General features: G+C 73.7%; 22 protein-coding genes. 11 read left to right on the top strand and 11 right to left on the bottom strand.

Translation table 11 applies throughout. The annotated features are described in order from the left end of the window. Positions 1-5 precede the first annotated feature (5 nt). A complete protein-coding gene (locus tag KSK32_RS09685) occupies positions 6-512 on the bottom strand; it encodes an inorganic diphosphatase (RefSeq protein WP_013288994.1) in 507 nt (168 codons plus the stop codon). Between the two features lie 505 nt (positions 513-1,017). On the opposite strand from KSK32_RS09685, the gene dacB reads away from it, so the two are divergent. The 3 genes from dacB (at position 1,018) to tilS (ending at position 4,657) form a co-directional block, all read left to right on the top strand. Continuing rightward, complete coding sequence (gene dacB, locus KSK32_RS09680) at positions 1,018-2,433, top strand: D-alanyl-D-alanine carboxypeptidase/D-alanyl-D-alanine-endopeptidase (protein ID WP_216935951.1); 1,416 nt, start codon at positions 1,018-1,020, stop codon at positions 2,431-2,433. Between the two features lie 66 nt (positions 2,434-2,499). Beyond that, on the top strand, positions 2,500-3,567 hold the full coding sequence (locus KSK32_RS09675; RefSeq protein WP_216930554.1) for a zinc-dependent metalloprotease: 1,068 nt from the start codon (positions 2,500-2,502) through the stop codon (positions 3,565-3,567). A gap of 160 nt (positions 3,568-3,727) precedes the next feature. Continuing rightward, entirely contained in the window at positions 3,728-4,657 is a 930-nt protein-coding gene (tilS, locus tag KSK32_RS09670) for a tRNA lysidine(34) synthetase TilS (RefSeq protein ID WP_216935950.1), read from the top strand. Positions 4,658-4,902: 245 nt separating this feature from the next. On the opposite strand, the gene KSK32_RS09665 is transcribed toward tilS, so the two are convergent. Continuing rightward, positions 4,903-5,862, bottom strand: coding sequence for a GlxA family transcriptional regulator (locus KSK32_RS09665; RefSeq protein ID WP_216930552.1), 960 nt, complete (start codon positions 5,860-5,862; stop codon positions 4,903-4,905). 150 nt (positions 5,863-6,012) lie between these two features. Here KSK32_RS09665 and KSK32_RS09660 point away from each other — a divergent pair, with 150 nt between their 5' ends. The 4 genes from KSK32_RS09660 to folE all read left to right on the top strand — a co-directional run bounded on the left by KSK32_RS09660 (position 6,013) and on the right by folE (position 9,978). After that, positions 6,013-6,150 (top strand): hypothetical protein, encoded by a 138-nt coding sequence (locus KSK32_RS09660; protein ID WP_018786602.1) that lies wholly within the window; start codon positions 6,013-6,015, stop codon positions 6,148-6,150. Between the two features lie 99 nt (positions 6,151-6,249). Beyond that, positions 6,250-6,825, top strand: a complete 576-nt coding sequence (gene hpt / locus KSK32_RS09655) for a hypoxanthine phosphoribosyltransferase (RefSeq protein ID WP_013288988.1) — start codon at positions 6,250-6,252, stop codon at positions 6,823-6,825. Between the two features lie 436 nt (positions 6,826-7,261). Next, on the top strand, positions 7,262-9,274 hold the full coding sequence (ftsH, locus tag KSK32_RS09650) for an ATP-dependent zinc metalloprotease FtsH (protein ID WP_018786603.1): 2,013 nt from the start codon (positions 7,262-7,264) through the stop codon (positions 9,272-9,274). A gap of 86 nt (positions 9,275-9,360) precedes the next feature. Continuing rightward, positions 9,361-9,978 (top strand): GTP cyclohydrolase I FolE, encoded by a 618-nt coding sequence (gene folE, locus KSK32_RS09645; RefSeq protein WP_018786604.1) that lies wholly within the window; start codon positions 9,361-9,363, stop codon positions 9,976-9,978. 51 nt (positions 9,979-10,029) lie between these two features. Here folE and KSK32_RS09640 read toward each other — a convergent pair whose 3' ends face one another. Further along, the gene (locus tag KSK32_RS09640) at positions 10,030-10,731 is read right to left on the bottom strand and encodes a hypothetical protein (RefSeq protein ID WP_216930550.1); all 702 of its coding nucleotides are present in this window, start codon (positions 10,729-10,731) and stop codon (positions 10,030-10,032) included. Continuing rightward, positions 10,728-13,310 carry an FtsK/SpoIIIE domain-containing protein gene (locus KSK32_RS09635; protein ID WP_216935948.1) on the bottom strand — a complete coding sequence of 861 codons (2,583 nt, stop codon included), beginning with the start codon at positions 13,308-13,310 and terminating at the stop codon, positions 10,728-10,730. Before KSK32_RS09635 ends, KSK32_RS09640 begins: the two co-directional genes overlap by 4 nt. A gap of 213 nt (positions 13,311-13,523) precedes the next feature. On the opposite strand from KSK32_RS09635, the gene KSK32_RS09630 reads away from it, so the two are divergent. Beyond that, positions 13,524-14,084, top strand: a complete 561-nt coding sequence (locus KSK32_RS09630) for a hypothetical protein (RefSeq protein ID WP_216935946.1) — start codon at positions 13,524-13,526, stop codon at positions 14,082-14,084. A gap of 3 nt (positions 14,085-14,087) precedes the next feature. On the opposite strand, the gene KSK32_RS09625 is transcribed toward KSK32_RS09630, so the two are convergent. Genes KSK32_RS09625 through KSK32_RS09595 form a run of 7 tightly spaced genes read right to left on the bottom strand, consistent with a single transcriptional unit; the run spans position 14,088 to position 22,502 of the window. Then, positions 14,088-14,687: a hypothetical protein gene (locus tag KSK32_RS09625; protein WP_216930548.1), complete on the bottom strand. Its 600-nt coding sequence runs from the start codon at positions 14,685-14,687 to the stop codon at positions 14,088-14,090. A 10-nt stretch (positions 14,688-14,697) separates the two neighbouring features. Beyond that, the gene (locus KSK32_RS09620; RefSeq protein WP_216930546.1) at positions 14,698-15,873 is read right to left on the bottom strand and encodes a M23 family metallopeptidase; all 1,176 of its coding nucleotides are present in this window, start codon (positions 15,871-15,873) and stop codon (positions 14,698-14,700) included. Beyond that, on the bottom strand, positions 15,870-16,430 hold the full coding sequence (locus tag KSK32_RS09615; RefSeq protein WP_216930544.1) for a hypothetical protein: 561 nt from the start codon (positions 16,428-16,430) through the stop codon (positions 15,870-15,872). The genes KSK32_RS09620 and KSK32_RS09615 overlap by 4 nt, the downstream gene beginning before the upstream one ends. Beyond that, positions 16,427-18,406 (bottom strand): MFS transporter, encoded by a 1,980-nt coding sequence (locus tag KSK32_RS09610; protein ID WP_216930543.1) that lies wholly within the window; start codon positions 18,404-18,406, stop codon positions 16,427-16,429. The genes KSK32_RS09615 and KSK32_RS09610 overlap by 4 nt, the downstream gene beginning before the upstream one ends. Position 18,407: 1 nt before the next feature. Continuing rightward, on the bottom strand, positions 18,408-21,761 hold the full coding sequence (locus KSK32_RS09605; protein ID WP_216930541.1) for an ATP-binding protein: 3,354 nt from the start codon (positions 21,759-21,761) through the stop codon (positions 18,408-18,410). 49 nt (positions 21,762-21,810) lie between these two features. Beyond that, positions 21,811-22,173, bottom strand: a complete 363-nt coding sequence (locus KSK32_RS09600) for a hypothetical protein (protein ID WP_013288977.1) — start codon at positions 22,171-22,173, stop codon at positions 21,811-21,813. Positions 22,174-22,187: 14 nt separating this feature from the next. Continuing rightward, complete coding sequence (locus KSK32_RS09595) at positions 22,188-22,502, bottom strand: hypothetical protein (RefSeq protein ID WP_216930538.1); 315 nt, start codon at positions 22,500-22,502, stop codon at positions 22,188-22,190. Between the two features lie 358 nt (positions 22,503-22,860). Between KSK32_RS09595 and folP the strand changes: the two genes are divergently transcribed. From folP to folK, 3 genes are read left to right on the top strand one after another with little or no spacing between them, the layout of a single operon-like run. Next, the gene (folP, locus tag KSK32_RS09590) at positions 22,861-23,802 is read left to right on the top strand and encodes a dihydropteroate synthase (RefSeq protein WP_289256526.1); all 942 of its coding nucleotides are present in this window, start codon (positions 22,861-22,863) and stop codon (positions 23,800-23,802) included. Then, a complete protein-coding gene (gene folB, locus KSK32_RS09585; protein WP_216930536.1) occupies positions 23,799-24,158 on the top strand; it encodes a dihydroneopterin aldolase in 360 nt (119 codons plus the stop codon). Before folP ends, folB begins: the two co-directional genes overlap by 4 nt. Beyond that, positions 24,155-24,682, top strand: a complete 528-nt coding sequence (folK, locus tag KSK32_RS09580) for a 2-amino-4-hydroxy-6-hydroxymethyldihydropteridine diphosphokinase (protein WP_216930534.1) — start codon at positions 24,155-24,157, stop codon at positions 24,680-24,682. Before folB ends, folK begins: the two co-directional genes overlap by 4 nt. Positions 24,683-24,757 lie beyond the last annotated feature (75 nt).

Below are 24,757 nucleotides of genomic sequence, written 5' to 3'. Positions count from 1 at the left end.
GAGCGTCAGTGCAGCGTCTCGCCGCGCTCCTCGGCCTCCTTGGCGCGCCGGTACGACGCGGCGATCTCCGCCTCGGCCTCGACCCGGCCGACCCAGGTCGCGCCCTCGACCGACTTGCCCGGCTCCAGGTCCTTGTAGACCTCGAAGAAGTGCTGGATCTCCAGCCGGTCGAACTCGCCCAGGTGGTGGATGTCCCGCAGGTGCTCCTGACGCGGATCCTCGTAGGGCACGCAGAGAACCTTGTCGTCGCCGCCCTTCTCGTCCGTCATCCGGAACATGCCGATGGTGCGGCAGCGGATCAGGCAGCCCGGGAACGTCGGCTCCGGCACCAGCACCAGCGCGTCCAGCGGGTCGCCGTCCTCGCCCAGGGTGCCCTCGATGAACCCGTAGTCGGCCGGGTACTGCGTGGAGGTGAAGAGGGTGCGGTCCAGCCGGATGCGGCCGGTCGCGTGGTCTACCTCGTACTTGTTGCGGTGACCCTTGGGGATCTCAACCGTGACGTCGAAATCCATCTTCCACGCTCCCTCGTCTGCCCACGCTGGCTAACGGAAACCAGCGGCTCACCCCCGGCGCGGGGTGAACGCCCCCCGTCGGCTCCGGCCGCCGCATAGTGTTCGGACCGAAGTAGTGTCGCCCAAGGCGATTTCGAGCGGGGAGGAGGGGGCCGTGGGGAGGGAAGATTCACACTACCGCCCCGAGAGGGTTGACGGGCGTGGGTCCGCCGGTTCCGGTTCCGGCGGTGCCACCGGGCGGGTGTCCGTCCCGGGGGCGAACGTGCCTCATCGTCCCTCTCCGCCCGCCGGGTCCGCCCGCTTCGGCCCGCCGCACCACGGTTCCGGCCCGGCGAGCGGTTCGGCCCGCGTCGGCCCGCCGCACGACCCGACGGCGCCGGTGAGCCGGCCGGGCGCGCCCGGCCCGATCCCGGTCAGCCCGCCGGTCCCGCCGGTCGGCGCCGCGCCGCCCGTACCCTCCGGGCCGCCCCCGGGCCGACCGCGACGCGGCCGGCGGCTCGTCGCGGTGCTCGCCTGCGTGCTCGTGCTGGCCCTGGCGGTGGCCGGGCTCGCGGTGCTGCGCCCCGGCCCGATTGCCGGCTGGCTGGGCGACGACGACAGCACGGGCCCGGCGGCCGCCGCCTCGCCCGAGCCCTCCCCGCCGGCCGTGCTGGCCGGGCCGGACGGCAACGCCCCGCTGCCCACCGGGGCCGGCATCCGCTCCGCCCTGGACCCGCTGGTCCGCGCCGCCGCGCTCGGCGACCGGGTGCACGTGTCGGTGGCCGACGTGAGCACCGGCCGGGCGCTCTACGGCAGCGGCCAGGACACTGCCACAGTGCCCGCCTCGGTGACCAAGCTGGCGACCGGCGTGGCGGTGCTCGCGGCACGCGGCACGGCCCACCGGATCCCGACCCGGGCGGTGGCCGGGGCCAACCCGGGCGAGGTGGTCCTGGTCGGCGGCGGTGACCCCACGCTCGCCGTGGACAAGAACGGCTTCTACCCGGGCGCGGCCCGGCTGGACGACCTCGCCGCCCAGGTGCGCGACGCGCTCGGCGGCACCGCCCCGACCAAGGTGATCGTCGACTCGTCGCTGTTCAGCGGCCCGGTCTTCGAGCCCGGCTGGGACGCCGACATCCCCACCGGCGGCTTCGGTGCGGCGATCACCGCGCTGATGACCGACGGCGCCCGGAAGAACGCGGCGGAGGCGCGGCGCACCGCCGAGCAGACGAACCACGCCGCCGAACGGGTGCCGCAGCCCGACCTGACCGCCGGCCGGCAGTTCGCCAAGCTGCTCGGCCTGACCGGCGGCGCCGCCCAGGTCGCCCGGGGCACCGCACCGGCCGCGTCCGGCGCCACCGGTACGGCCCCCGGTGCCGAGCTGGGGAAGGTCGAGTCCCTGCCGATGATCCGGCTGGTCGACATCATGATCAGCGACAGCGACAACGTGATCGCCGAGGCGATGGCCCGCCAGGTGGCGCTCGCCAAGGGCAAGCCCGGCTCGTTCGCCGGTGGCGCGGCGGCCACCGATCAGGTGCTCGGCGAGCTGGGCCTGCCGGCTGGCGAGATCAGCCTGGCCGACGGCAGCGGGCTGTCCCGCACCAACCGGATCAGCCCGTCGCTGCTCACCGACCTGATCACGCTCGCCGGCAACGGCAGCCACCCCGAGCTGGCCGCGATCTTCGGCGGCCTGCCGGTCGGCGGCTGGTCCGGCACGCTCGACGAGCGCTACCGGGCGGCGGCGACCCGCGCCGGAGCGGGCGTCGTCCGGGCCAAGACCGGCACGTTGAGCGGCGTCAACGCGATCGCCGGCACGGTGACCACGGCCGACGGCCGGCTGCTCACGTTCGCCGTGCTCACCGACCGCACGCAGGGCTCGCTGGACGAGACCCGGGCGGCGCTGGACCGGATCAGCTCCGCGCTGGCCGGGTGCGGCTGCCGCTGACCGACGGGCGTCGATCGGCCTGCGCGAGCCCGGGTGGGGGTGTTCCGGCGCGGGTACGGTGGGTTCATGGCGCAGTTCGTGGACTGGGATCTGGCCGCCGCTACCGCGGGGGCGCTGAGCAAGTCGGGCCCCCGGGTGTCGTACGCCGAGGCCACCGACGTGGTCGGCGACCTGCGCCGGCTGACCGAGGAGGCGGCCGGTCACGTCGCCGACTACACCGGCCTGCGTGCGCAGGTCGCGCACCCGCCGGTACGCGTGGTCGACCGACGGGACTGGGCGGCGGCGAACATCGCCGGGCTGCGCGAGGTGGTGTCCCCACTGGTCGAGCGCCTCTCCGGCGACAAGCGGCCGGGCCCGCTCACCGAGGCGATCGGCTCCCGGGTGACAGGTGTGCAGGCCGGCACCGTGCTGGCGTACCTCTCCGGCCGCGTGCTCGGCCAGTACGAGGTGTTCGCCGGCGACCCCGGCCAGCTGCTGCTGGTGGCGCCGAACATCCTGGAGGTCGAACGGAAGCTCGGCGCCGACCCGCGCGACTTCCGGCTCTGGGTGTGCCTGCACGAGGTCACCCACCGCACCCAGTTCACCGCCGTGCCGTGGATGCGCGCGTACTTCCTCGGCGAGGTGCAGGCGTTCGTGGACGCCTCCCAGGGCGGCGAGCACCTGCTGGAACGGCTCCGCCGCGGCGTGGCCACGCTCTCCGACGCGGTCAAGGACCCGGAGAGCCGGGCCAGCGTGCTGGACATCGTGCAGACCCCGGCCCAGCGCGCCGTGCTGGACCGGCTGACCGCGCTGATGACGCTGCTGGAGGGGCACGCCGAGTTCGTGATGGACGGCGTGGGTCCGCAGGTCATCCCGAGCGTCGAGTCGATCCGGGCGGCGTTCAACCGGCGCCGCGAGTCCGGCAACCCGCTGGAGAAGGCGATCCGGCGGCTGCTCGGCATCGAGGTCAAGATGCGCCAGTACGCCGAGGGCCGCAAGTTCGTGCACGGCGTGGTCGACCGGGTGGGGATGACGGGCTTCAACAAGATCTTCGCGTCGCCGCTGACGCTGCCCCGCCTGGACGAGCTGGGCGACCCGGACGCCTGGGTGAACCGCGTACACGGGCCGGCCGGTGCCACCCCGCCCGTCGGCTGATCCGCCCGGTCCGGCTGATTCCGCTGGTCCGTCCGGTCCGGCTGATTCCGGCGCGGGCCGGGCCGGTTCCGGCGCGGGCCGGGCCGGTTCCGGCGCTCGATCGCGCCGCTCTCCGTCGCCCGCTCCCGCCGTCGCCGCGGTGCGGCTCGCCGTCCGCCGGATGCTGACCGGCCTGCCGGGCGCCGGTCCGGTGCTGGTGGCCTGCTCCGGCGGGGCCGACTCGCTCGCGCTCGCCGCCGCCACCGCGTTCGTGGCCCCCCGGCTCGGGCGGCCGGCTGGCCTGGTGACAGTCGACCACGGCCTGCAAGCCGGGTCCGCCGAACGGGCCGAGGCGGTCGCCGGCTGGGCCCGCGCCGAAGGGCTCGACCCGGTCGAGGTGCTTCCGGTACGCGTGGACGGCCGGCCCGGTGGCCCCGAGGCGGCCGCCCGGGAGGCCCGGTACGAGGCGCTGGTCGCCGTCGCCCGCCGGTACGACGCCGCCGGGGTGCTGCTCGGGCACACCCGCGACGACCAGGCCGAGACCGTCCTGCTGGCGCTGGCCCGGGGCGCCGGACCGCGCGGACTGTCCGGGATGCCGCAGCGGCGCGACGTCGACGGGGTGCCCCTGCTGCGCCCGCTGCTCGACGTCCCGCGCGCCGGCACGCGGGCCGCCTGCGAAGCGCTCGGGCTCGACCCGTGGGCGGACCCGCACAATGCCGATCCCGCGTACGCCCGGGCCCGGGTCCGTACCGGCGCGTTGCCGGCGCTCGTCGAAGCGCTGGGGCCGGGGGTGGTGGCGAACCTGGCCCGTACCGCCGGGCTGCTCGCGGCCGACAACGCCGCGCTCGACGCGCTCGCCGACACCGCCCTCGCCGACGTCCGGACCGAGGAGGGCGGGCTGTCCGTCGCCGGGCTCGCCGACCTGCCGGCCGCCGTCCGCACCCGGGTGCTGCACGCCTGGGCCCGCGAGCTGGGCGCGGCGCCGGCCGCGCTGTCCCACAGTCACGTGGCGGCACTGGACGCCCTGGTCACGGCGTGGCACGGACAGGGCCCGGTGCACCTCCCCGGCAACCACCAGGTACGCCGCCAAGCCGACCACCTCCTGCCCTGACCGGCGCGCCCCCCCGGGGCCCTCCACCCCGTTGATCAAGGACTTTTGGCCACGTTCCGACCCTCCCCAGCCCTCAAACTCCTTGATCACCGCCGGGAGGGCGGGGCGGTGCACGCCTGGAGGCGGGCCTGAGGGCGTCGATCATGAAGTTGACGGGGAGAAAACGGGCGGAACGCGCGGTCAACTTCATGATCGACGGGGCGAACCGGGGCGAACCGGGGCGAGTCCGGGGCGGGGGCGGGGTGTCAGGTGGGTTGGCGGTCTCGGAAAGTCGTGCGGTAGGCGAGCGGGGTGGTACCCACCCGGCGGGTGAAGTGGTGCCGCAGCGCCGCCGCGTCGCCGAAACCGGCCTGCTCGGCGACGCCCTCCACGCTCAGTGAGGTGTCCTCCAGCAGGTGCCGGGCCAGCAGCACCCGCTGGTTGGTCAGCCAGTCGTGCGGGGTGGTGCCGGTCTCGGCGCGGAACCGGCGGGCGAACGTACGCGGGGCCATCCCGGCGCGGGCCGCCAGCTCGTCCACAGTCACCTGTCGGCGCAGGTGCCCCATCAGCCACTCCAGCACCGGTTCCAGTGTGGGTGCCTCCGGCGCCTTGGGGATCGGTGCCTCGACGTACTGCGACTGGCCGCCGTCGCGGTGCGGCGGCACGACCATCCGGCGGGCCAGCCTGGTCGCCACCGCCGAGCCGTGCTCCTGGCGCACCAGATGCAGGCAGGCGTCGATGCCGGCGGCGGTGCCGGCGCTGGTGAGCAGCCGGTCGTCCTGCACGTAGAGCGAGTCGCACTGGACCCGGGCGGCCGGGAAGCGCTGCTGGAGTTCGTCGGTGTACCGCCAGTGGGTGGTGCAGTCGCGCCCGTCGAGCACGCCCGCCTCGCCGAGGACGAACGCGCCGGCGCAGACGCTCAGCAGCCAGGCGCCCCGGTCGGCGGCGCGGCGCAGCGCGGCGAGCACCGGCTCGGGGATCGGGGTGCCGTCGGCGTGCGCGGGCACCGCCACCAGGTCGGCGTCCTCGACCGGGCCCAGGCCGGCGGTGGGAGTGAGCAGGAAGCCGGATCGGCTGCGGACCGCGCTGCCGTCGGCGGTGCAGACGTCGAACCGGTATCCGGGGAAGCCGTCGGCGGTGCGGTCGGTGCCGAAGACCTCGGCGAGCACGCCGAGTTCGAACGCGGCGATCTGGTCCATGGCGATGACGGCGACGGCGCGGAGCATGTGACGAGGGTAACCCGACAGGTGGCAGGAAATCGATGCTCAATGACATTCCGGCCACTGTCCGGATCGGTCGGTGGGTCGCAGAATCAATGGTGTCCGGTGCGCACCGGCGGCGAAAACAGTCTCCATCATGCGAAAGCGAGCGCCGCCATGACCGTTCTGCTGCTCCTGCTCTTCCTGCTCCTCCTCGTCGGCGCCAGCGCCTTCGGGTTCACCGCCGACACCCGCGACTCGGCCGACTGGAAGCCGAGCGACGACGGGCAGCGCTGGCGCTCCCGTACCTGCTGAGGTGATTTATTCAGTTCGCGCCGAAAATCCCCGGCGGGACCGCGCCAAAAGGGGCGGCCCCGCCGACGGCGGCGCGGGGGCGTACGGCAGGCTAGGAGCATGGCTGACGGCTCCTGGTACGACGCCGACATCGACCACGTGATCATCTCGGAGGCGCAGATCCGCGACAAGACCGCGGAGCTGGCCAAGCAGGTCTCGGCGGACTACGCCCACGTCGAGGACGGCCTGCTGCTCGTGTGTGTGCTCAAGGGAGCGGTCATGTTCATGGCCGACTTCGCCCGCGCGCTGGGCCGCCAGGGTCCGCCCGCCGAGCTGGAGTTCATGGCCGTCTCGTCCTACGGCCAGGGCACCACCTCGTCCGGCGTGGTCCGCATCCTCAAGGACCTGGACCGGGACATCGCCGGCCGCCACGTCGTGGTCGTCGAGGACATCGTCGACTCCGGCCTGACGCTGTCCTGGCTGCTGCGCTACCTGGAGTCGCGCTCCGCGGCGAGCGTCGAGGTGGTCGCGCTGTTCCGCAAGCCGGACGCGGTCAAGGTGCAGGTCCCGGTCAAGTACGTCGGGTTCGACATCCCCACCGAGTTCGTCGTGGGCTACGGGCTCGACTTCGGCGAGCGGTACCGCGAGGTGCCCTACGTCGGGGTGCTCAAGCCCGAGGTGTACGCGCGGGCCTGAGGGGGTCTGCCGAGCCCGTCGTCAGCTGACATTCAGCGGGCTCTCAGTCTTCCGGTCTACGGTAGGGGCCGGTGACGTGGAGGCACCCTCCACGCCTGGCCCCTCGCACCGCTGACCGTGCGGTGTGGGCGGACCGGGTGCGGAGCTCCCCGCCACGCCGGCTCAGAACCCGGGTTCGCCCTACGCGTAAGTGCCGGGCTCGCAAGCTCACTCGTCGCGCGCGCCGAGGTTTCGAATGTGCGCGACTGCGGGGCTCGCAAGCTCACTCCTCGCGCGCACGGTGTACCGTCGAATGACCGTGGTGCGGCAGTTTGCGTGCCCCGGGGGTCGGGCCGGCCCGCACGGCGGCCCCGGCCGCCGCCCAAGGCGGCGACACCATTCAGACGGTCAGGACGTCGATCAGGAGGATGCGGGCGCCTCGGCACCCGACTACAGCATGGAACGTACGCGTTTCTTCCGCCGACCGGTGGTCTGGATCATCCTGGTCATCCTCGGCGCCGTTGTGCTCAGTCAACTGTTCACCGCTGGTCCCAGCTACCACCGGGTGGACACGTCCGTCGCGCTCGACCAGCTCAACAAGGGCGGCATCGAAAAGGTCGTCTTCCAGGACAAGGAGCAGACGCTCCAGCTCGACCTGAAGGACAAGGCCAAGTTCGACGGCGACACCACCACTGACAAGATCGAGGCGCAGTTCCCGTACGAGGTCGGCGGCCAGGTCTGGAACCAGGTACGCGAGGCCGAGGCGGCGGACCGCATCACCGGCCCGGTCGACACCAAGGTGTCGTCGGACAGCATCTGGGTCAGCCTGCTGGTCAACCTGCTTCCCATCGCGCTGCTCGTGCTCCTGCTGCTGTTCTTCATGTCGCAGATGCAGGGCGGCGGCTCCCGGGTGCTCAACTTCGGCAAGTCCAAGGCGAAGATGATCACCAAGGACACGCCGAAGACCACCTTCGCGGACGTCGCGGGGGCGGAGGAGGCAGTCGAGGAACTGCACGAGATCAAGGACTTCCTGCAGAACCCGGCGAAATACCAGGCCCTGGGCGCCAAGATCCCGAAGGGCGTGCTGCTGTTCGGCCCGCCCGGTACCGGTAAGACGCTGCTGGCCCGCGCGGTCGCCGGCGAGGCCGGGGTGCCCTTCTACTCCATCTCCGGTTCCGACTTCGTCGAGATGTTCGTCGGTGTCGGCGCCAGCCGTGTCCGCGACCTGTTCGAGCAGGCCAAGTCGAACGCCCCGGCGATCGTCTTCGTCGACGAGATCGACGCGGTCGGCCGCCACCGCGGCGCCGGCATGGGCGGCGGCCACGACGAGCGGGAGCAGACGCTCAACCAGCTCCTGGTCGAGATGGACGGCTTCGACACCAAGGGCGGCGTCATTCTGATCGCCGCCACCAACCGGCCGGACATCCTCGACCCGGCGCTGCTGCGCCCGGGCCGGTTCGACCGGCAGATCCCGGTCGACGCCCCCGACATGGAGGGCCGCAAGGCCATCCTGCGGGTGCACGCCAAGGGCAAGCCGTTCACGCCCGACGTCGACCTCGACGCGGTCGCCCGGCGTACCCCGGGCTTCAGCGGCGCCGACCTGGCCAACGTGATCAACGAGGCCGCGCTGCTCACCGCTCGTAAGGAGCAGCGGGCGATCACCAACGACTCCCTGGAGGAGTCGATCGACCGGGTGATCGCCGGCCCGCAGCGCCGGACCCGCGTGATGAGCGACCAGGAGAAGAAGATCACCGCGTACCACGAGGGTGGGCACGCGCTGGTCGCCTGGGCGCTGCCGCACGCCGCGCCGGTGCACAAGGTGACCATCCTGTCCCGGGGTCGCTCGCTGGGTCACACGCTCGTCCTCCCGACCGAGGACAAGTACACGCAGACCCGGGCCGAGATGATCGACACCCTGGCGTACGCGCTCGGTGGCCGGGCGGCCGAGGAGCTGGTGTTCCACGAGCCGACCACCGGCGCCGGCAACGACATCGAGAAGGCCACGCAGCTGGCCCGCGCGATGATCACCCAGTACGGCATGAGCTCCAAGCTCGGTGCGATCAAGTACGGCACCAGCGGCGACGAGCCGTTCCTCGGCCGCAACATGGGCCACGAGCGGGACTACTCCGACGCGGTGGCCGCCGAGATCGACGGCGAGATGCGCGCGCTGATCGAGCTGGCCCACGACGAGGCCTGGGAGATCCTGGTGGAATACCGGGACGTCCTGGACAACATGGTCCTGGAGCTGATGGAGAAGGAGACGCTCTCCACCGCCGACATGGCCCGGATCTGCGCGCGCGTGGTCAAGCGCCCGCCGATGGCGCCGTACCACGGCTTCGGCAAGCGGCAGCCCTCCACCGAGCCGCCGGTGCTCACCCCGGCCGAGAAGGAGGCGCTGGCCACGCAGGCCCGCGCCGACGCCGCCGCCTCGATCGGTGGTTCCAGCAACAACTCGGACGGTACGCACTGAACAGCGATCCGACGACGGCCGGCTCCCACCACAGGGAGTCGGCCGTCTCCGCGACCGAGCCCGACGGCGACGACGCGCTCGACTACGTGGCCGCGCGCCTGATCAGCGGCAAGCTCACCGGTGGCCCGGTGGAGGACAGCGTCGACCTCGCCCGGATCGAGAAGGCGGTCCGCGAGATCCTCATCGCGGTCGGCGAGGACCCGGACCGCGACGGCCTCCAGCAGACGCCGGCCCGGGTCGCCCGCGCGTACGCCGAACTCTTCGCCGGCCTGCGGGTCGACCCGGCGCAGGTGCTCCGCACCACGTTCGAGGCCAACCACGAGGAGCTGGTGCTCGTCCGGGACATCGACGTGATGAGCCTCTGCGAGCACCACCTGCTGCCGTTCCGGGGCAGCGCGCACATCGGCTACATTCCCGGCCCGGACGGCCGGATCACCGGCCTGTCGAAACTGGCCCGGCTGGTCGAGGTGTTCGCCCGCCGCCCGCAGGTGCAGGAACGGCTCACCTCGCAGATCGCCGATCTCCTGATGTCCAGCCTCGCCCCGCGCGGCGTGATCGTGGTGCTGGAGTGCGAACACATGTGCATGGCGATGCGCGGCATCCAGAAGTCGGGCGCGAAGACCATCACGTCCGCCGTACGCGGCGGTCTCCAGAACGACGCGAAGTCACGGGCCGAGGCGATGACGCTGATCATGGCCCGCTGACCCGACCGGCACCCACGGCCGCATACTCCCGCCCGGGAGGCGCGGCCGTCGTCAGCCGGGCAGCATGGCCAGCAGCAGTCCGGCGGCGGTGAGCACCGCCGGAACCAGGCAGACCAGGGCGCCGAAGCGGGGCGTCCGGTCCACCCGGTCGGTGGGCCGCGGGCGGAAGACCCGCCCCACCGCGAGCCAGCCCAGCATGAACGCGACAGCCGGCAGCGGCAGCCCCACCAGCAGCGCCAGCACAGTCACCGGTCCCGGACCGGCGACCGCGTACAGCAGAAGCTGGAGCAGCGGCACCACGAGCGCCAGCGGCCCGTACACCAGCAGGTTGCGGGGCCGGGCCGGCCACCGGGCCAGCCGCGGCAGGCCACGCGCGCTCATCGTGTCGTCCGCCGCGTCCGCCCAGTCCCCGGCCGCGCGCAGCGCCGCCAGCACCGCCGACGGCCCGCCCGCCATCGACCGGGCCGCCTCGGTCACCTCCGGCGGCGTCGGGACCAGCGACATCGCCGGTACGCCCAGATCACGCAGCCGGGACTGCTGTGGCGCCAGCCGTTCCCGTACCGCGGTCAGCTCCTCGCGGGCCGCGGCCACCGACCGCGCCTGTTCCCCGGCAGCGGTGGCCGCCGCCCGGCGTACACCGTCGAGCGCCCGTGCGGCCGCGACGTACTCCGCCCAGGCCGACTCGGCGGGGTCCGCCACAGTGGCCGGACCGCCCGAGCGGGGCCCCGGTACGGCCGTGCCGGTCTCGCTCATGCGGCCCCCTCCCCGGCGCGGTCGGTGGCCCGCGGATCCGGCTCGATCTGCGCGGTCGCCACCTCGGCCGCGCCGAACGGCACGAAGACGGTGCCCTGCTCGTCCGGGCCGTCCCAGAGCACCGCGCGTCCCGGCCGGGGCCGCCACCAGACCGGGCGGTCGAAGAGCTGCTCCAGCCGGCCACCCGGTACGTCGGTGACCGCCACGGCGGTGAGCTTGTCCACCTCGCCCTCCGGGCCGAGCAGCCCGGCCAGCGGTGCCGGTGTCCGCCACCAGCCGAGCAGGTGCCGGCCGGCCGGCGGACCCTCCAGCAGCAGCGTCCGCAGCAGGTCGGGCGGCAGCTCGGTGGCGTCCGGGACGTCCAGCCCGAAGACCACGAGGTAGCCCGGCTCGTCCGACTCCATGGCGGTCCGCAGCCCGGCCGCGTCGACGGTCTCCACCCGGTGGCGTCCCGCCAGCTCGGCGGCGAGCACCCCGGCCGGCTCGGCCGACCCGTTCGCCAGCGGCGCCAGCACGAACCGGGCCGCGCCCGGATGCGCCGCCGCCGCGCTGCGAACCGCCGTGACCAGCAGCCGCTCGGCCTCCTCGTCCCGCCCCAGGACGGCCAGGTTCCGCCCCGCGCCCGGCCCCAGCGGCACCGTCACAGTGGACCGCCGCACGTCAACCGCCCGGCCCAGCAACGCGGCGGGCGCGTGGGCCCGCCCCGCGAGCGCGGCCCGGTGCCGCGGATCGTTTGCCAGCAGCGGGCGGGCGTACCCGGCGAAGACCACCGGCGGCGCCGCCGACTCGCCCCGCGCCTCCCAGAGCCGTCGACGCAAGCCGGTCAGGACCTCGGGATCCTCGTACGGATCAGGGAAGCGGATCATCCGCTCGTGTCCCCGGGTCGCGCCGCGCGGACCGCCCAGACCACCAGCCGTGTTCACCACCGCGCTGCCCACCGGCAGCCCGGCCGCCGAGTCGTTCGCCGGCTCCAGCACCGCCGAACCACCGGGCAGCGCCACCCGAACCGGGAACTGGCCGAGCAGCGGGTCACGCGGACCGCCGATGCCCAGGTCACCCTCGCCCGCCAGCACCAGGTGGATCCCGTACGACCGGCCGGCGCGGGCCAGCGCGTCCAACCGGGCCAGCAGGTCGGCGGCGAGCCGGTCCCGCTCGCGCAGCGCCAGCGGGAAGTTGTCGACCACGCAGACGATCCGGGGCAGCGGCTGGTGCTGCCGCAGCTCGGCGTAGCGCTGCCCACCCGCCCGCCAGGACGCCTCCTCGCGGCGGCGCAGCTCCGCCTCCAGCTCGCCGAACAGGTCGGCCACGTACTCCCGGTCGGCCGCCATCCCGGCGGCGCGCACCTGCGGCACCCAGGAGCGGTCCCGCTCGGTCTGAAGGAATTCCACGAAGGACTCGCCGTCGGCCAGGTCGGCCAGGTAGAGCACCAGCTCGTCCGGGCCGTACCGGGCGGCGAGGCCGAACAGTGCGTCGGTCAGGAACGCCGACCGGCCCGCCTGGCCCCGGCCGCTGACCAGCCAGTGCGGGGTCAGCTCGGAGAAGCCCAGGCTGACCGGGCGCCCGGCGGCGTCACCCACAGTGGTGCTCAGCCCGTCCGCCGAACCGGCCGTCCAGAGACCGTCGGCCGGCAGCAGATCGCCCAGGGACAGGCGGGAGCCGTCCTCGATCTGCCGGGCCAGCCGCGCGCACACCTCCGCGACCAGGCCGGGGGGCGGATCCTCGTCGAGGAACACGGGCGAGTTCAACCCGCCCGGCGGTTCGGCCCCGGGACTGCTGAAGCCCGCGCCGTGCGGGTCGCCGACCAGCGCATACGCGGTGCGGACCGTGACCGCCGTGGCGCGCGGCAGCTGACTGCCGCCCGGCCAGCCGGCGAGCACCAGATGCAGCCCGGCACGTGGCCCGCCCTCGGCCAGCCCGGCGAGCCGGGTGAGGTCGGCGGTGGTCGTACCGTCTGGCAGCGCGGCAACCACGAGCAGCAGCGTCCGGTCGTGCCCGCGCTGCCGGGCCGTCCCGGCGGCCACCCACTGTTCCGCCTCGGCGAGCACCGCACGCATCCCGGTGAGGTCGGTGGCGGGCGGCGGCAGCAGGCCGGCGTCGGCGAGCGGCGCGTACCCGGTGAAGGTCGCACCGGAACCGCCATCGATCGCGCGCGCCAGCAGCGCGCCCGCCGGTGTGGCAGCGAAGACGCGCAGCAGCAGCGCGCGGAGCAGCCCGGCCACCCGGGCGTCGGAGGCGTCGGCGTCGAGACTCACGTGGCCGCTGCCGAGCAGCGGCACCAGCGCGGGGAAGCGGGCGTCGTCGAGCGGCGCGGCGGTGCCGACCCGGACCAGCGGCGGCAGGCCGTCACCGGGAGCGGTCGTCGCGCTCAGCGTTTCCAGCGGCCCGCCGGCCCAACCGGGCGCAGCTACTTCGGCCGCCGCCCGCAGGCGCTCGGCCAGCTCGTACTGCCGGTGATGATCGGCCGGCGCGGGCCGGATCTCGTCGAGGATGCCCGCCGCCGCCGTCGCGGCGGCCTCGGCCCGGCGGTGCAGCGCGGCGGCCCGGCCGGCGCGCGCCCTCGGAGTCGCCACCGCGTCCACCTCTCTTTCCGAGGCCGACATGTCCTCCCCGAGGTGTGACGGTAACCCAGGCGGCGTCCGTCCACCGGGATGTCGGTCGGCGCGGTGAGCTGGTCGCCGGTGAGCAGCCTCACCCCACCGCCGGTCGGCGTCCGCCCGGCGGTTCGCCACGATCCGCCGGTTCCAGGCATTGGGTACGCGAGGCGCAGCCGATAGCCTCAGGAGGTGGAATCAGTGCAGCCCCCCGCCGGTTCCCAGGTGTCCCGAGTCCCGGCGCAGCGGACCCCGCCGGAGCAGTTGGCGCCCCCCGCGCCCGCTCCCGCCCCGGTACGCCCCAAGCGCCCGGTGCGCACAGTTCTCGCGGTCGTCGCGGGGGTGCTGGCGGTGCTCTGCACTGTCGGCGGGGTGGCCGGGTTCGTACTGTACGACCGCGCGACGGCCCCGGACCGAAGCGCCCCCGACGTCGTGGTGGACAACTATCTCCGAGCCTTCCTCGTGGACCGCAACGACACGAAGGCGCAGGAGTTCGTCTGCGAGTCCGGGGGGGATCCTGATGCGCTCCGAAGCCTCCGCGCGGAGATGGAACAGCGGGAGGCCAACTTCAACGTCGTGGTCCGAGCCAGCTGGGGGCCCCTGACCAGGGTCGAGAACGGCGACGGTGAGTCAGTGACCACGACGCTGACCATCTCAAGCTCGGCCGATGGTCAGACGCGAAGCAGTCGCCGCGAGGACTGGCAGTTTCGGGTCGTCGAGCGGAACGGATGGCGCGTCTGTGGGGCAAGTAAGGTCGGCTGAGACCTACTCGAGCCAGAGCAGGTGTACCGGCACCTCCAACGTGGTCGGCGCCTGGCCGCGCCAGGCCCACCGGTACCACTCCAGCTCGGGGGTCACCCGCACGCAGATGTCGCCGTCCGCGCCGGAGTAGGTCTCGGTGACGGCACGCAGGTCGCGCCGTTCCACGCCGTTGTCCACGTGCACCACGCGCCGCCCGGTCACCGCGTCGGCCTCGAACACCGGCGTGGGCGGCCGGCGTTCCGGCACGTCCAGCGAGACCAGCCGGAGTCCCGGGGCGGTCGCCCCGGTCACCGGTCGCCGTTCGCCGATGGTCTCCACCCAGACCCGTTCCACGGGCACCAGCGGCGCGAACACCTCCACCTGCTCGGCCTCGGCCCGGTACCACTCGTGTTCCGGGATCACCGGTACGTAGGTGCGGCTGCCCTGCACCACCCGCTCGTCGGCCCGCAGGTCGCCACGCCAGCCGAGGCCGGGCAGGCCGACCAGCACGCGGCGGCCGCGCAGTTCGGTCCCGCCGGTGGCGGGCACCGTCTCCACCGGCCGGGGCAGCAGCGGCGCCCAGTCCGGCCGGTCGGCGAACGGGTCGGGCAGGGGATTGCTCATCCGCGCGGCCTCACTCGGTCTCGCCGAGGGGCGCGCCCCGCTTGCGCATGAAGGGCACCGGGTTCTCCGCCCCGTTGCTGGACCGGTCGCCGTCCTTGTGCACCTCGAAGTGCAGGTGGGGACCGGACGAGTTGCCGCTGCTGCCGGAGAGCCCGATGACCTCGCCCGCCTCGACCGTCTGCCCCGGCACCACGCGGGGTCGTTCGACCATGTGGCAGTAGCGGGTGATGAACCCGCCGGCGTGCAGGATGTCCACGAACCATCCGCAGCCACCCTTGTTCGGCCAGCCGTCCCGGTCGCAGTCCCGCCGCCCGGAGCGGTCGGGGTCGCAGCGGGCCACCAGCACCCGGCCCGCCGAGGCGGCGTGGATCGGGGTGCCCTTCGAGGCGGCCAGGTCCACGCCGTGGTGGCTGGGACGGGCCGTGGTGCGGAAGCCGGAGACCACGCCGCCGGGCAGCGGCGCGGTCCAGCCGGAGGCGGCGATCCGGTCTCCGGCGGCGGCGTCGCACACCGCCTTGCCGGCGATCTCCACCGTCCGGGCGGCGCCGCCGGCCAGCGCGTCGACGATGCGCCCGGCCAGCTCCTCGTGCTTGGCGTAGGCGTCGGGGTAGGCGCTGACCTGGACCTGCTGGGCCACGACCGTGAGCGGGCGCTGCTGCCAGTTCGGCACCTTCTCCATCTTCTGGTAGAACTTGCGGGCCGCATACGAGGGCGTCATCCGCTGCTCGACGCTGCCCCATCCGGGCCGCTGCTGGAACAGGCCGAGCGAGTCGTGGTCGGCGCCGACTCCCTCGTGCGGCAGCGCGAGCGACGCCGGGACGGTGCTGTTCGCGAGGTTGCGCAGCGCTGATTCCTGCATCGCGGTGGCCAGCGCGATCACCCAGCCGCGTGCGGGGAGCTTCATGTCCTGGCCGACCTTGATGATGACCGCGGCGTTGCGCAGCTGGCGCTCGCCGTACTCGGCGAAGCGCGGCATGTCGCCGGTCAGGTTCACCTGGTAGGCCGGGTCGCAGTTCAGGGCCGCGAGCTTCGGGTCGTCCTCCTCTCCGCCCAGTTCGGTGAGGAGAAAGGCACCGGCGCCGCCGACGCAGCAGAGCAGGGCGAGCACGCTCGTGACGGCGGTGGCGATCACGCCCAGGCGCAGTTTGCGCCGGACCTGTCCGGCGACGGCCGGACCGGCGGTCACGACCGCTCCCAGTCGACCGCGTCCACCAGCCAGGGCCCGTCCGGTGCGACGAGTTCGAGCCGGAGCGTGCCGTTGTCCAGCGGAACCACCGCCTCCACGAAGGACTCGGTGCGGGGCCGGAGCGTCGGGGCGCCCGTCGTCCTCCGTGCGGGCACGGTCTCCGGGTCGGCGCCCGTCATCTTCTCGGCCAGCGCCGGGGTGGAGAGCGGCCGCAGGCGGGCCTGCCAGGCCTCGCCGCTGCTGCCCGGGCCACTCAGCCATGCGGTGGTGAACCGCCCGGCGACCTGCTCCGGCGTGTCCTCGCCCGGCCGGGTCTTCGGGGCGACAGCGGCCGGCGGGCTGGCCAGCACGCCGTCGTCACCGGCCTCCGGGTCCGCGGTGCTGATCGGCTGGGTGGGGCGGCTGGTCAGGCCGAGGCCCGGATCGCCCGGACCGGCGACGAGGCGGGCCGCGCCGATCACGCCGAAGACCAGCACGGCGATCACGAGGGCGACACCGATCCGGGACCGGAGAACCCGGGTGAAGAGGAGTTCCAGCGCGCGTCGCACCGGACTCACCGGGCCTCGGAGCGGATGCGCGGCGCCGGCCGGGCCGGGGAGGTGCCGCGGCCCGCCGAGTCCGGCCGGTAGACGGCGTAGGAGGGCGACTCCTCCGGCACGTCCGGTTCGGTCCAGGACGACGGCGCGCGCCGGGGCCGGGGTGTGCCGGTGGGGCGCCCGGTCGCGGGCGCCTCCTCCGGCCGTTCCCGCCCGTCCGGCCGTTCCCGCCCGTCCGGCCGTTCCCGCCCGTCCGGCCGTTCCCGCCCGTCCGGCCGTTCCCGTTCGGCGGGCGTGGCGCTGTGCGCCGGATCCTCGTGCCGGGCCTCCGGCCGCAGGCTGCGCTGGTCGGCAGTGACGGTGCGACGCTTGCCGATCGCCGGTTCGTTGGTGCCGCCGGGCTCGGTCACGTCCAGCCGGGCGGCGATCCGCATGTCCCGGAAGAACCGCCGGTGCCAGGATCCGGCCGAGCTGACCGCCTCGCTGCTGTCCTTGCCGCCGAGCTGGGTGATCCGGCGGTACGGCCGCAGCAGCAACCAGCCGACCACCCCGCAGAGCCAGACCAGCACCACCTGGAGCCAGCCGGGCAGCGTGGCGGTGTTCATGATCAAATCGACGGCGAAGAGGTAGATGGCCGCTCCGGTGCCGAAGATGGCGATGTTGAAGACCGCGGCGACCACCGCGTTCGCCAGCCGCCGGAGGCCGGCGCTGGCCGGGCGCATCAGGCCGACCGTGCCGAGGATCGGCGCGGCGATCACCGCCCAGCGGAAGATCAGGAAGCCGAGCAGCACCAGCAGCGACGCGGTGAGGTCGAACATGGCGAACAGCACCGAGGCCAGCACCGCGATGAACCCGGCGCCGATCCGGTCCATGTCCCGGGTGCCCTGGAGATACTCGTACGCCTCCGGGTCCTCGGTCTTGATCTGCTCGGCGACACGAGCCCACTGCTGTTGCTTGGCCTTGATCGTGCCCTCGCGGGTCGCCGGGTTCTGGCGAAGCTTCTCCGCTTCCTCCCAGGTCAGGGACTTGGCGTCGTACAGGGCCGGGCCGTACTTCTTGGCGGTCTCGCTGTCCGCCGAGCCGAGCACACCACGCAGCCAGTTCCGGTAGAGCATCGTCTCGGTGGCGGTGTCGCTGGCCCGCACGGCGGGGGGACGATGATCCTTGCACGCCTGCGGATTCGGGTCGTCACACTGGCCCGGCGGTGTGTCCTTGGTGGATGGACCGACCGCGTCGTGCACGACGCCCAGCGTGGTGATCAGCGTGTTGTCGGCGATGTTCGCGGACTTGACCGGCCAGGCGGCCAGCGCGGTCACCGCCACCATCACCAGCAGCGCCCAGCCCGCAGTGGTCATCGCGTTGCTCATGTCCGACTGGCGGGACCGCCAGAGCAGGTAGAGACCGACCACGCAGACGGTGATGATGCCGAAGACGCTGAAGACCTTCTGGTAGACGGCCTTCGTGGCCTGCTCCACCAGCGGGTCGGCCCAGCTCCACATCGTCCGCGGATCCCAGGCGCGCTCGCGCAGCGCGTTCGAGGCGCCGATCACCGCGTTGGCGAACATGAACTCGCCGTTGGCGACCATCGTGGTGAAGCGGTAGTCCGGATGCAGCACCGAGGAGGCGCAGCCGCCGTCGATGTCGTACGTGTTGTAGCTGTATCCGGCGTACCCGTAGTCGCTGTAGAGACCCTTGGGGCCGGGCTCCTTCGCCGAGTCGGGCCGGGACGCGAACCAGCCGGCCAGGCCCGAGTCCGGCGCGGCGGGCACCGGCGCGTTGCGGCACTCGACCTGGTCCTCGCTGACGGCCTTGAGCCTGCCGACGCAGGACCGGAAGTCGGCCTGCCACTCCTTGGTGGTGCACAGCTCCGCGCGCGCCTGGGTGACCGGCGCGGCGGCGTACGCGGGTGTGGCCGCCCCGATCACCGGCCAGGAGATCGTGGCCCCGGCGAGTACGCCGAGCGCGAGGAGGAGCGCCGCGATCCGTGCCCGGGCCATGTCACGCCTCCAGATCAGCCAGGACGGTCGGCAGTATCCCGGCGGCCTGGGCGACCGCGGCGGGGGTGGTGTCCAGGTGCTCCAGCAGCCCGTCGACGTACGACACGTCGACCCGGACCTTCTGCACGCGCCCGTCGACGTCGCGCATGACGAACTCGCGGAAGCCGAGCCGGTTGGCCGATCCGCTGTCCGCCTGGGAGAGCGAGGCGAGTGTCGCTTCGTAACCGTCGTCGACAGGCACCCGCAGCAGGCGCAGCGCCTCGGAGGCGATCTCGCTGTCCTCGGCGATCCGGCCGACGAAGACGGTGGAGACGAGGTTCTGCACGTCGAGGCCGAGGATGTCCTTCGGGTTCTGCGAGGCGACGAGCGCCGCGAGGTTCCACTTACGGGAGTCGCGGGCGAGCCGGACCAGGAACGACCGCCCGGACCGCCAGCCCTCCATGAAGTGCGCCTCGTCGAGGCCGACCAGTTTCCGCGAGGACATCGACCCGCCGTAGCAGCGGCGCACCGCGAGCCGATGCGCGGTGTGCAGCATCGGCAGCGCGAGCGCCTCCTCGGCCGACCAGTACTCCCGCTCGATCTTCAGGTCGGGCAGCCGCAGACCGGCCATGGTGATGACGGTGAGCGCGGCGTCGGCGCCGAGCAGCCCCTCCGGCGGCCGGCCGAAGAAGAGCATGGCCAGCGGCATCTCGGCGGTGTCGAGCAGCAGGTGGGCCAGTTCGCGTCCGGCGTCGTCGTCGAGCCCCTGGAGGCATGTCACCACGTCGTCGAGCGTGGAGGTCTCCTCGGCCGGCACCTGGCGTACGGCGTGCCGGAACAGCGTGGCGGTGGACGCCTCCCGGGCGACCTGTGGCGGCACCAGCATCATGCAGATGTCCTGCACCAGCATCCGGCGCTCGGCGCGGGCGTTCGACACGGCGATCTCGAACTCGCGGTCGCCCGTCGCCCCGGCGCCGAACTCGCTGCGCAGCGGCGTCGGGATCAGCGCGTACGGCGCGAGCGTGCCCTGTTCCGAGCCGGTCAGGTTGAGCACCCGGGAGTACGGGGCCAGTTCCGGCATGGCGCAGAGCCGGGCCAGCGGGCCGGACGGGTCGAGCAACGTCACCTGCACGCCGCGGCGCGCGGCCAGGTAGCCGAGGGCGCCGAGCAGCGTCGACTTGCCACCGCCCGGTTCGGCGACGAAGACGGCGAGGCCGGAGCGCTCGCGTACCTCCATCGGGAAGTGCAGGTCGAGGAAGACCGGGCGGCGGCAGGTGCCGGCGGTGCGCCCGATCAGGTCGCCGCGCCGGTCGCCGACTGTGGAGGCGGCCTGCGGCAGCGCGGCGGCGAGCAGGTTGACGGGCATCCGCCGGACGTAGCCGGTGTTGGCGATCGGCTCGCCGGGGATGAACTCGCGGGCCAGCCAGTCCTGGTTCTTCGGGTGCTGGAGCGAGATGCGCAGCTCGCGGGAGTAGAGCTGGATGAGCCGCCGGGCCCGTTCCAGGCACTCCTCCCGGGTGCGGCCGCCGACTGCGATCCGGTGCCAGCCGTGTGCCCGGGCCGAGTCGACGGGCAGGCCGGTGGTCATCTCGTCGCCGATCACCAGCGCGCGCTTGGCCAGTCGTTCCAGCTCCGGCGGCGCGTCGATGCCGTGCTCGGCGTAGTCGAGCTGCTGGGAGCGGATCATCCGGAGCCGGTGTTCGAGGTTCCGGAAGGAGTCGTTGGGGCCGAGGATGTCGACCCGGGTGGACAGCTCCATCGGCCACGGCAGCCGCTCGTGGAAGTGCAGCCAGGGCTCGTGCCGCTCGGGGATCTCCAGCGGTTCCATCCGGCCGACCGCGAGCACGGCGACGTGGCGTTCCTCGCCGGTCATCCGGTTGACGAGCTTCACCGTCGAGCCGTACGGGGTGCGGTAGCGCTCGACCTGCTCGGTGAGGGCCAGCAGGTCGCCGCGTTCCCACCGGCCGTTGGTGATCGGGGACAGGACGCCGGGCGGCGCCATGCACAGCGCCACCGAGCGGTAGAGCAGCCACTCCAGTTCGGGGGCGGTGACCCGCCGCCCGCGCATGCCGAACGCGCCGAGGACCTCGTCGAACTGCTCGACGGTACGGCTCAGCCGGCGCCGCTCGCCGTCGGCGGTGCCTCGGCCGAACGTGCGCAGCAGGCGTTCGGTGAGCGAGTCGCCGAGTGACCGGCGGGCGAACGTGACACCGAGGTAGGTCTGGCCCTCGGCATGGTTGACCGCCATCAGGTGCCGCTGGGCGGCGACCAGGTGGTCGGCCCAGCCGGTGGTGCCGGGTACGTCGGGCAGCGGGGTGGCGGTGTGCGCGTCGATGGTGCGGGCCCACTCGTCGGCCGGGAAGGGCCGGGTGGTGCGGCGCAGGTGCAGCCGGAACCCGGCGAGTCCGGCGTACTGCTCGGAGATCGCCGAGAGCAGGGCCTCGCGTTCGGCGTCCGGCCGGAACGCCCACCGCACCTCGGGCAGCCAGTACCAGGCGGTGACCGTGTTCGGGGTGAAGGTGAGGTGGCCGGCGATCTCGGTGACGGCCAGCTCGACCGACGGATCGCGGTCGCCGAACTTGATCTTCGGGGCGCGGACCCGGACCGGCTTGGTCGGCCGGTTCCGGCGTTCCGGCGTGCGCTGCCGGGGCGGCGCCACCTCGCGGTGCGCCGGGCGGCCGACCTCCCGGGACGGGACTGCGCCGGCCGCGAGCGGGTCCGCCGGAGCGAGATCCGGCTCCCGGTGGTCGGCGGGCGCGGGGATCGGCGGGGGCGGCGGGAGCGCCGGCTCGGGCTCGGCCGGGGGCCGGAGCGCGGGCAGCCGGTCACCGGCCTGCTGCGGCACCCGGCTCCGCGACGGCGGCGGGGCGAGCGCGGCGGGCGGGTCGGGCAGGGGCGGCTCGACCGGCAGCGGCACGGGCTCGGGCCGAGGGCGCCCGACCGCGCGTACCCCAGGGGTCTGCTCGCGGGCCGGTGGTTCCGGTTCGGCCCGGGGCGCGGGCTCGACCGGCACGGCGGGCTGGTGCGGGATCGGGAGGGGCTCGCGGCCGACACCGCGGCGGGGCGGCGCCACCACCGGCTCGACCGGTGCGGGCGGCGGGGACGCGGCGGGACGCCGCCGGGGCTGTGCGCCGCCGAACAGGTCGAGGAAGGGCGAGTCGATGTCGCCGTCGGGGCGTACGGGCTCACGCGGGCTGAGCGGTCGCGGCGGCTGGAAGACGCCGACGCGGCCGTGCCCGGGGCTCGTGACGAGCGCGCTGTCCAGGACGACCTCGTCCAGATCCTCGTCCGGTGGGTAGTCGAACGATCGCGCACGGTTACCGGTGGGCCCGGCCGGGCGCCCGGCCGGGGAACCCGGCGTGGAAGAGCGACTCATGCGACCGCCTCACCCGCGTCGTTCGTCTGCACGGTTGTCGTACGCCCGGTCATGCCAGTTCCTCCCGGATCCTGATCCGGCTCGCGACGAGCCGCGGATCCCGCTGCTCGGTGGCCGGTTCCCGGGTGCGTCGCCAGTCGGTCAGCGCGGTCCGGATGACCATGCGCGCGGGCCGGTCCGGGTCGACGTACCGGAAGATGAACGAGGTCGTCACGATCGCCAGCGAGATCTCCCAGGCGGGGAACAGTTCGACCTGGAGCGTGAACAACCAGTGGATGAACATGTAGAGGGGTACGAGCAGCATGAACAGGCCGTACTGGGCGTACGGCAGGTGAACGGGAAGGGTGTACCCGGGCGGCCCCAGGTAGACGAGGCGTGCCCGGTAGATGTCGTCGTCGGTGCGCAGCCGCATCGTCGCCCAGCGCCCTACTCGAAGATCAGGTTGATCAGGTAGTCGCCGACGAAGAAGAGTGTTGCCGCTCCGGCGATGAAGGCCAGGCCGATGATGGCGATGGCCGAGCTGGTCAGCACCTTGGAGATCTCACCCCGGCTGGCCCGGCCGATGAAGATCACCCCGAGGACCGCGAGCAGGATCGGCGCGATCTTGCTGGCGAAGAAGGTGACGACGTTGTCGGTGTCGATGCCCTTCGGGGCCGGCTCGGCGAGTGGAGTCGACGCCAGGGTCTGGAGCGCGTGGTCCACGGCACTGGACGCCGTTGCCATGAGCTCGATGGCGATCACTGGAAACCTCCCCAAGGTCGCGGCCGGCGGCGCCGCGTTGGTGCAAGTAGGCAAGCCTGGCGGGATCGTGCTCGTCAGAGACAGCGCCGTCAACGCTGCGTCCGTCACCCACCACGCAGAGTGGTGAGTTTTGGGGGGATTCTTCCCGCTTCGGCCCTCCCTCCAGGCTTCGCCATCTCGATGCTGGGCAATTCCAAAGCGTACGGCCCGGCCACCTTTGCGACAAGCCGTGAAGAGTCGACCCCCGACGACCCGGATGACCGATCGTACACCTGTTCCAATGCGCACGTCAGGGGTGCCGCATCGTCCGCTCGCCCGGTAGCCGGAAGCCCTGCCGGGGAACGGTACTGTCGGGTCCGTGACCGATCTGGTACGGGCGGAGACCCCGGTGGTGATGGGCGTCCTCAACGTCACGCCCGACTCCTTCTCCGACGGCGGCAGATACGCCGATCTGGACGCGGCCGTCGCACACGGGGTGCGACTGCGCTCCGACGGCGCCGACCTGATCGACGTGGGCGGCGAGTCCACCCGGCCCGGCGCCGACCGGGTCGACGCGGAGACGGAGACCGCCCGGGTGCTGCCGGTGGTCCGCGAGCTGAGCGCCGCCGGCATCCGGGTCAGCATCGACACCAGCCGCGCCCGGGTCGCCGAGGCGGTCCTCGCCGCCGGCGCGTACGTGGTCAACGACGTCTCCGGCGGCCTCGCCGACCCGGACATGGCCCGGGTGGTCCGCGACGCCGGCTGCCCCTGGGTGCTCATGCACTGGCGGGGACACTCGCGGGGGATGCGTGAGCTGGCCACGTACACCGACGTGGTGGCCGAGGTCCGGGACGAGCTGAGCCGGCGCGTCGACGCCGCGCTGGCCGCCGGGGTGGCCGCCGACCGGATCATCGTCGACCCGGGCCTGGGTTTCGCGAAGACCGCCGCGCACAACTGGGCGCTGAGCGCCCGCCTGCCCGAGCTGGTCGCCCTGGGCTTCCCGGTGCTGTTCGGCGCCAGCCGCAAGTCCTATCTGGGCCGGCTGCTCGCCGATCCGGCCGGCGAACCCCGGCCCACCGCCGGGCGGGAGGCCGCGACCGTCGCGACGAGCGTGCTCGCCGTCGCGGCCGGCGCCTGGGGGGTACGCGTGCACGACGTCCGCGGCACCGCCGACGCGCTCGCCGTCTGGCGCGCCACCGGCAGCCCCCGGCTCGCCACCGCGCACGGCGCACGGCCCGCGACCGCGCCGCGGACGGAAACACCGACCGGCGGCAAGCGGCCGGCGGAAGCGGCCACCGGCACGAGCGGAGGCGACCGATGACCGACCGGATCGAGCTGACCGGCCTGCGCGCGCACGGCCGCCACGGCGTCTACGACTTCGAGCGCGCCCAGGGGCAGGAGTTCGTGGTCGACGCGGTGCTCGAACTGGACCTGGGACCGGCCGCGCGCTCGGACGAGGTGACCGACACCGTGCACTACGGCGAACTCGCCGAACGCCTGGTCGCGGTGATCACCGGCGAGCCGGTGAACCTGATCGAGGCACTCGCCGACCGGCTGCTCGCGGTCTGCCTGGCCGAGCCGCTGGTGGCCGCCGCGACGGTGACAGTGCACAAGCCGGAGGCCCCGATCCCGCACGCCTTCCGGGACGTCGCGGTCACGATGCGGCGTACCCGATGACCCGGGCCGTGCTGTCGATCGGCAGCAACCTCGGCGACCGCCTCGGCCACCTGCGCGGCGCGGTGGCCGCGCTCGGCGACCGGGTGCTGGTGGTCTCGGGTGTCTACGAGACTCCACCGTGGGGGGACGCCGACCAGCCCGCGTACCTGAACGCGGCGGTGATGGTCGCGGACCCGGCGGCGGCGCCGGAGGACTGGCTGGCCCGGGCCCGGGCCGCGGAGGCGGCGGCCGGGCGTGCCCGCGACCCGCAGCGGCGGTACGGGCCGCGCACGCTGGACGTGGACGTGATCGCGGTCTGGGACGACGCCGGAGAGCCGGTGCTGCGCGACGATCCCGAGCTGACGGTGCCGCATCCCCGGGCCCACCTGCGCGCCTTCGTGCTGCGCCCGTGGATCGACATCGAGCCGCACGGCCGGCTGCCCGGGCACGGCTGGCTGACCGACCTGCTCAACGCCGAGCCGCTCGCCGGGGACGCCCTGGAACTGAGCCCGCGGCCCGATCTGACGCTAGAGTCGGACACATGACCCGGTGGATCGTGGCCCGGCAGTGGCGAGTGGAGGAGGTGCGGTGAGCACCGACCGCTCCCCGCAGGGGCCCGA

It is taken from the genome of Micromonospora sp. WMMB482 (assembly GCF_019038635.1).
Classification (GTDB): Bacteria; Actinomycetota; Actinomycetes; order Mycobacteriales; family Micromonosporaceae; genus Micromonospora; species Micromonospora marina.
Note: the sequence above shows the minus strand (reverse complement) of the source record. Positions and strands in the feature narration are given on the sequence as shown.

Coding starts and splice junctions, on each gene's coding strand:
- KSK32_RS09605 (WP_216930541.1), bottom strand. CDS start 21,761: ATGAGTCGCTCTTCCACGCCGGGTTCCCCGGCCGGGCGCCCGGCCGGG.
- hpt (WP_013288988.1), top strand. CDS start 6,250: ATGGCTGACGGCTCCTGGTACGACGCCGACATCGACCACGTGATCATC.
- KSK32_RS09610 (WP_216930543.1), bottom strand. CDS start 18,406: ATGGCCCGGGCACGGATCGCGGCGCTCCTCCTCGCGCTCGGCGTACTC.
- folK (WP_216930534.1), top strand. CDS start 24,155: ATGACCCGGGCCGTGCTGTCGATCGGCAGCAACCTCGGCGACCGCCTC.
- KSK32_RS09660 (WP_018786602.1), top strand. CDS start 6,013: ATGACCGTTCTGCTGCTCCTGCTCTTCCTGCTCCTCCTCGTCGGCGCC.
- tilS (WP_216935950.1), top strand. CDS start 3,728: ATGCTGACCGGCCTGCCGGGCGCCGGTCCGGTGCTGGTGGCCTGCTCC.
- folB (WP_216930536.1), top strand. CDS start 23,799: ATGACCGACCGGATCGAGCTGACCGGCCTGCGCGCGCACGGCCGCCAC.
- KSK32_RS09600 (WP_013288977.1), bottom strand. CDS start 22,173: ATGCGGCTGCGCACCGACGACGACATCTACCGGGCACGCCTCGTCTAC.
- ftsH (WP_018786603.1), top strand. CDS start 7,262: ATGGAACGTACGCGTTTCTTCCGCCGACCGGTGGTCTGGATCATCCTG.
- KSK32_RS09675 (WP_216930554.1), top strand. CDS start 2,500: ATGGCGCAGTTCGTGGACTGGGATCTGGCCGCCGCTACCGCGGGGGCG.
- KSK32_RS09665 (WP_216930552.1), bottom strand. CDS start 5,862: ATGCTCCGCGCCGTCGCCGTCATCGCCATGGACCAGATCGCCGCGTTC.
- KSK32_RS09625 (WP_216930548.1), bottom strand. CDS start 14,687: ATGAGCAATCCCCTGCCCGACCCGTTCGCCGACCGGCCGGACTGGGCG.
- KSK32_RS09685 (WP_013288994.1), bottom strand. CDS start 512: ATGGATTTCGACGTCACGGTTGAGATCCCCAAGGGTCACCGCAACAAG.
- KSK32_RS09640 (WP_216930550.1), bottom strand. CDS start 10,731: ATGAGCGAGACCGGCACGGCCGTACCGGGGCCCCGCTCGGGCGGTCCG.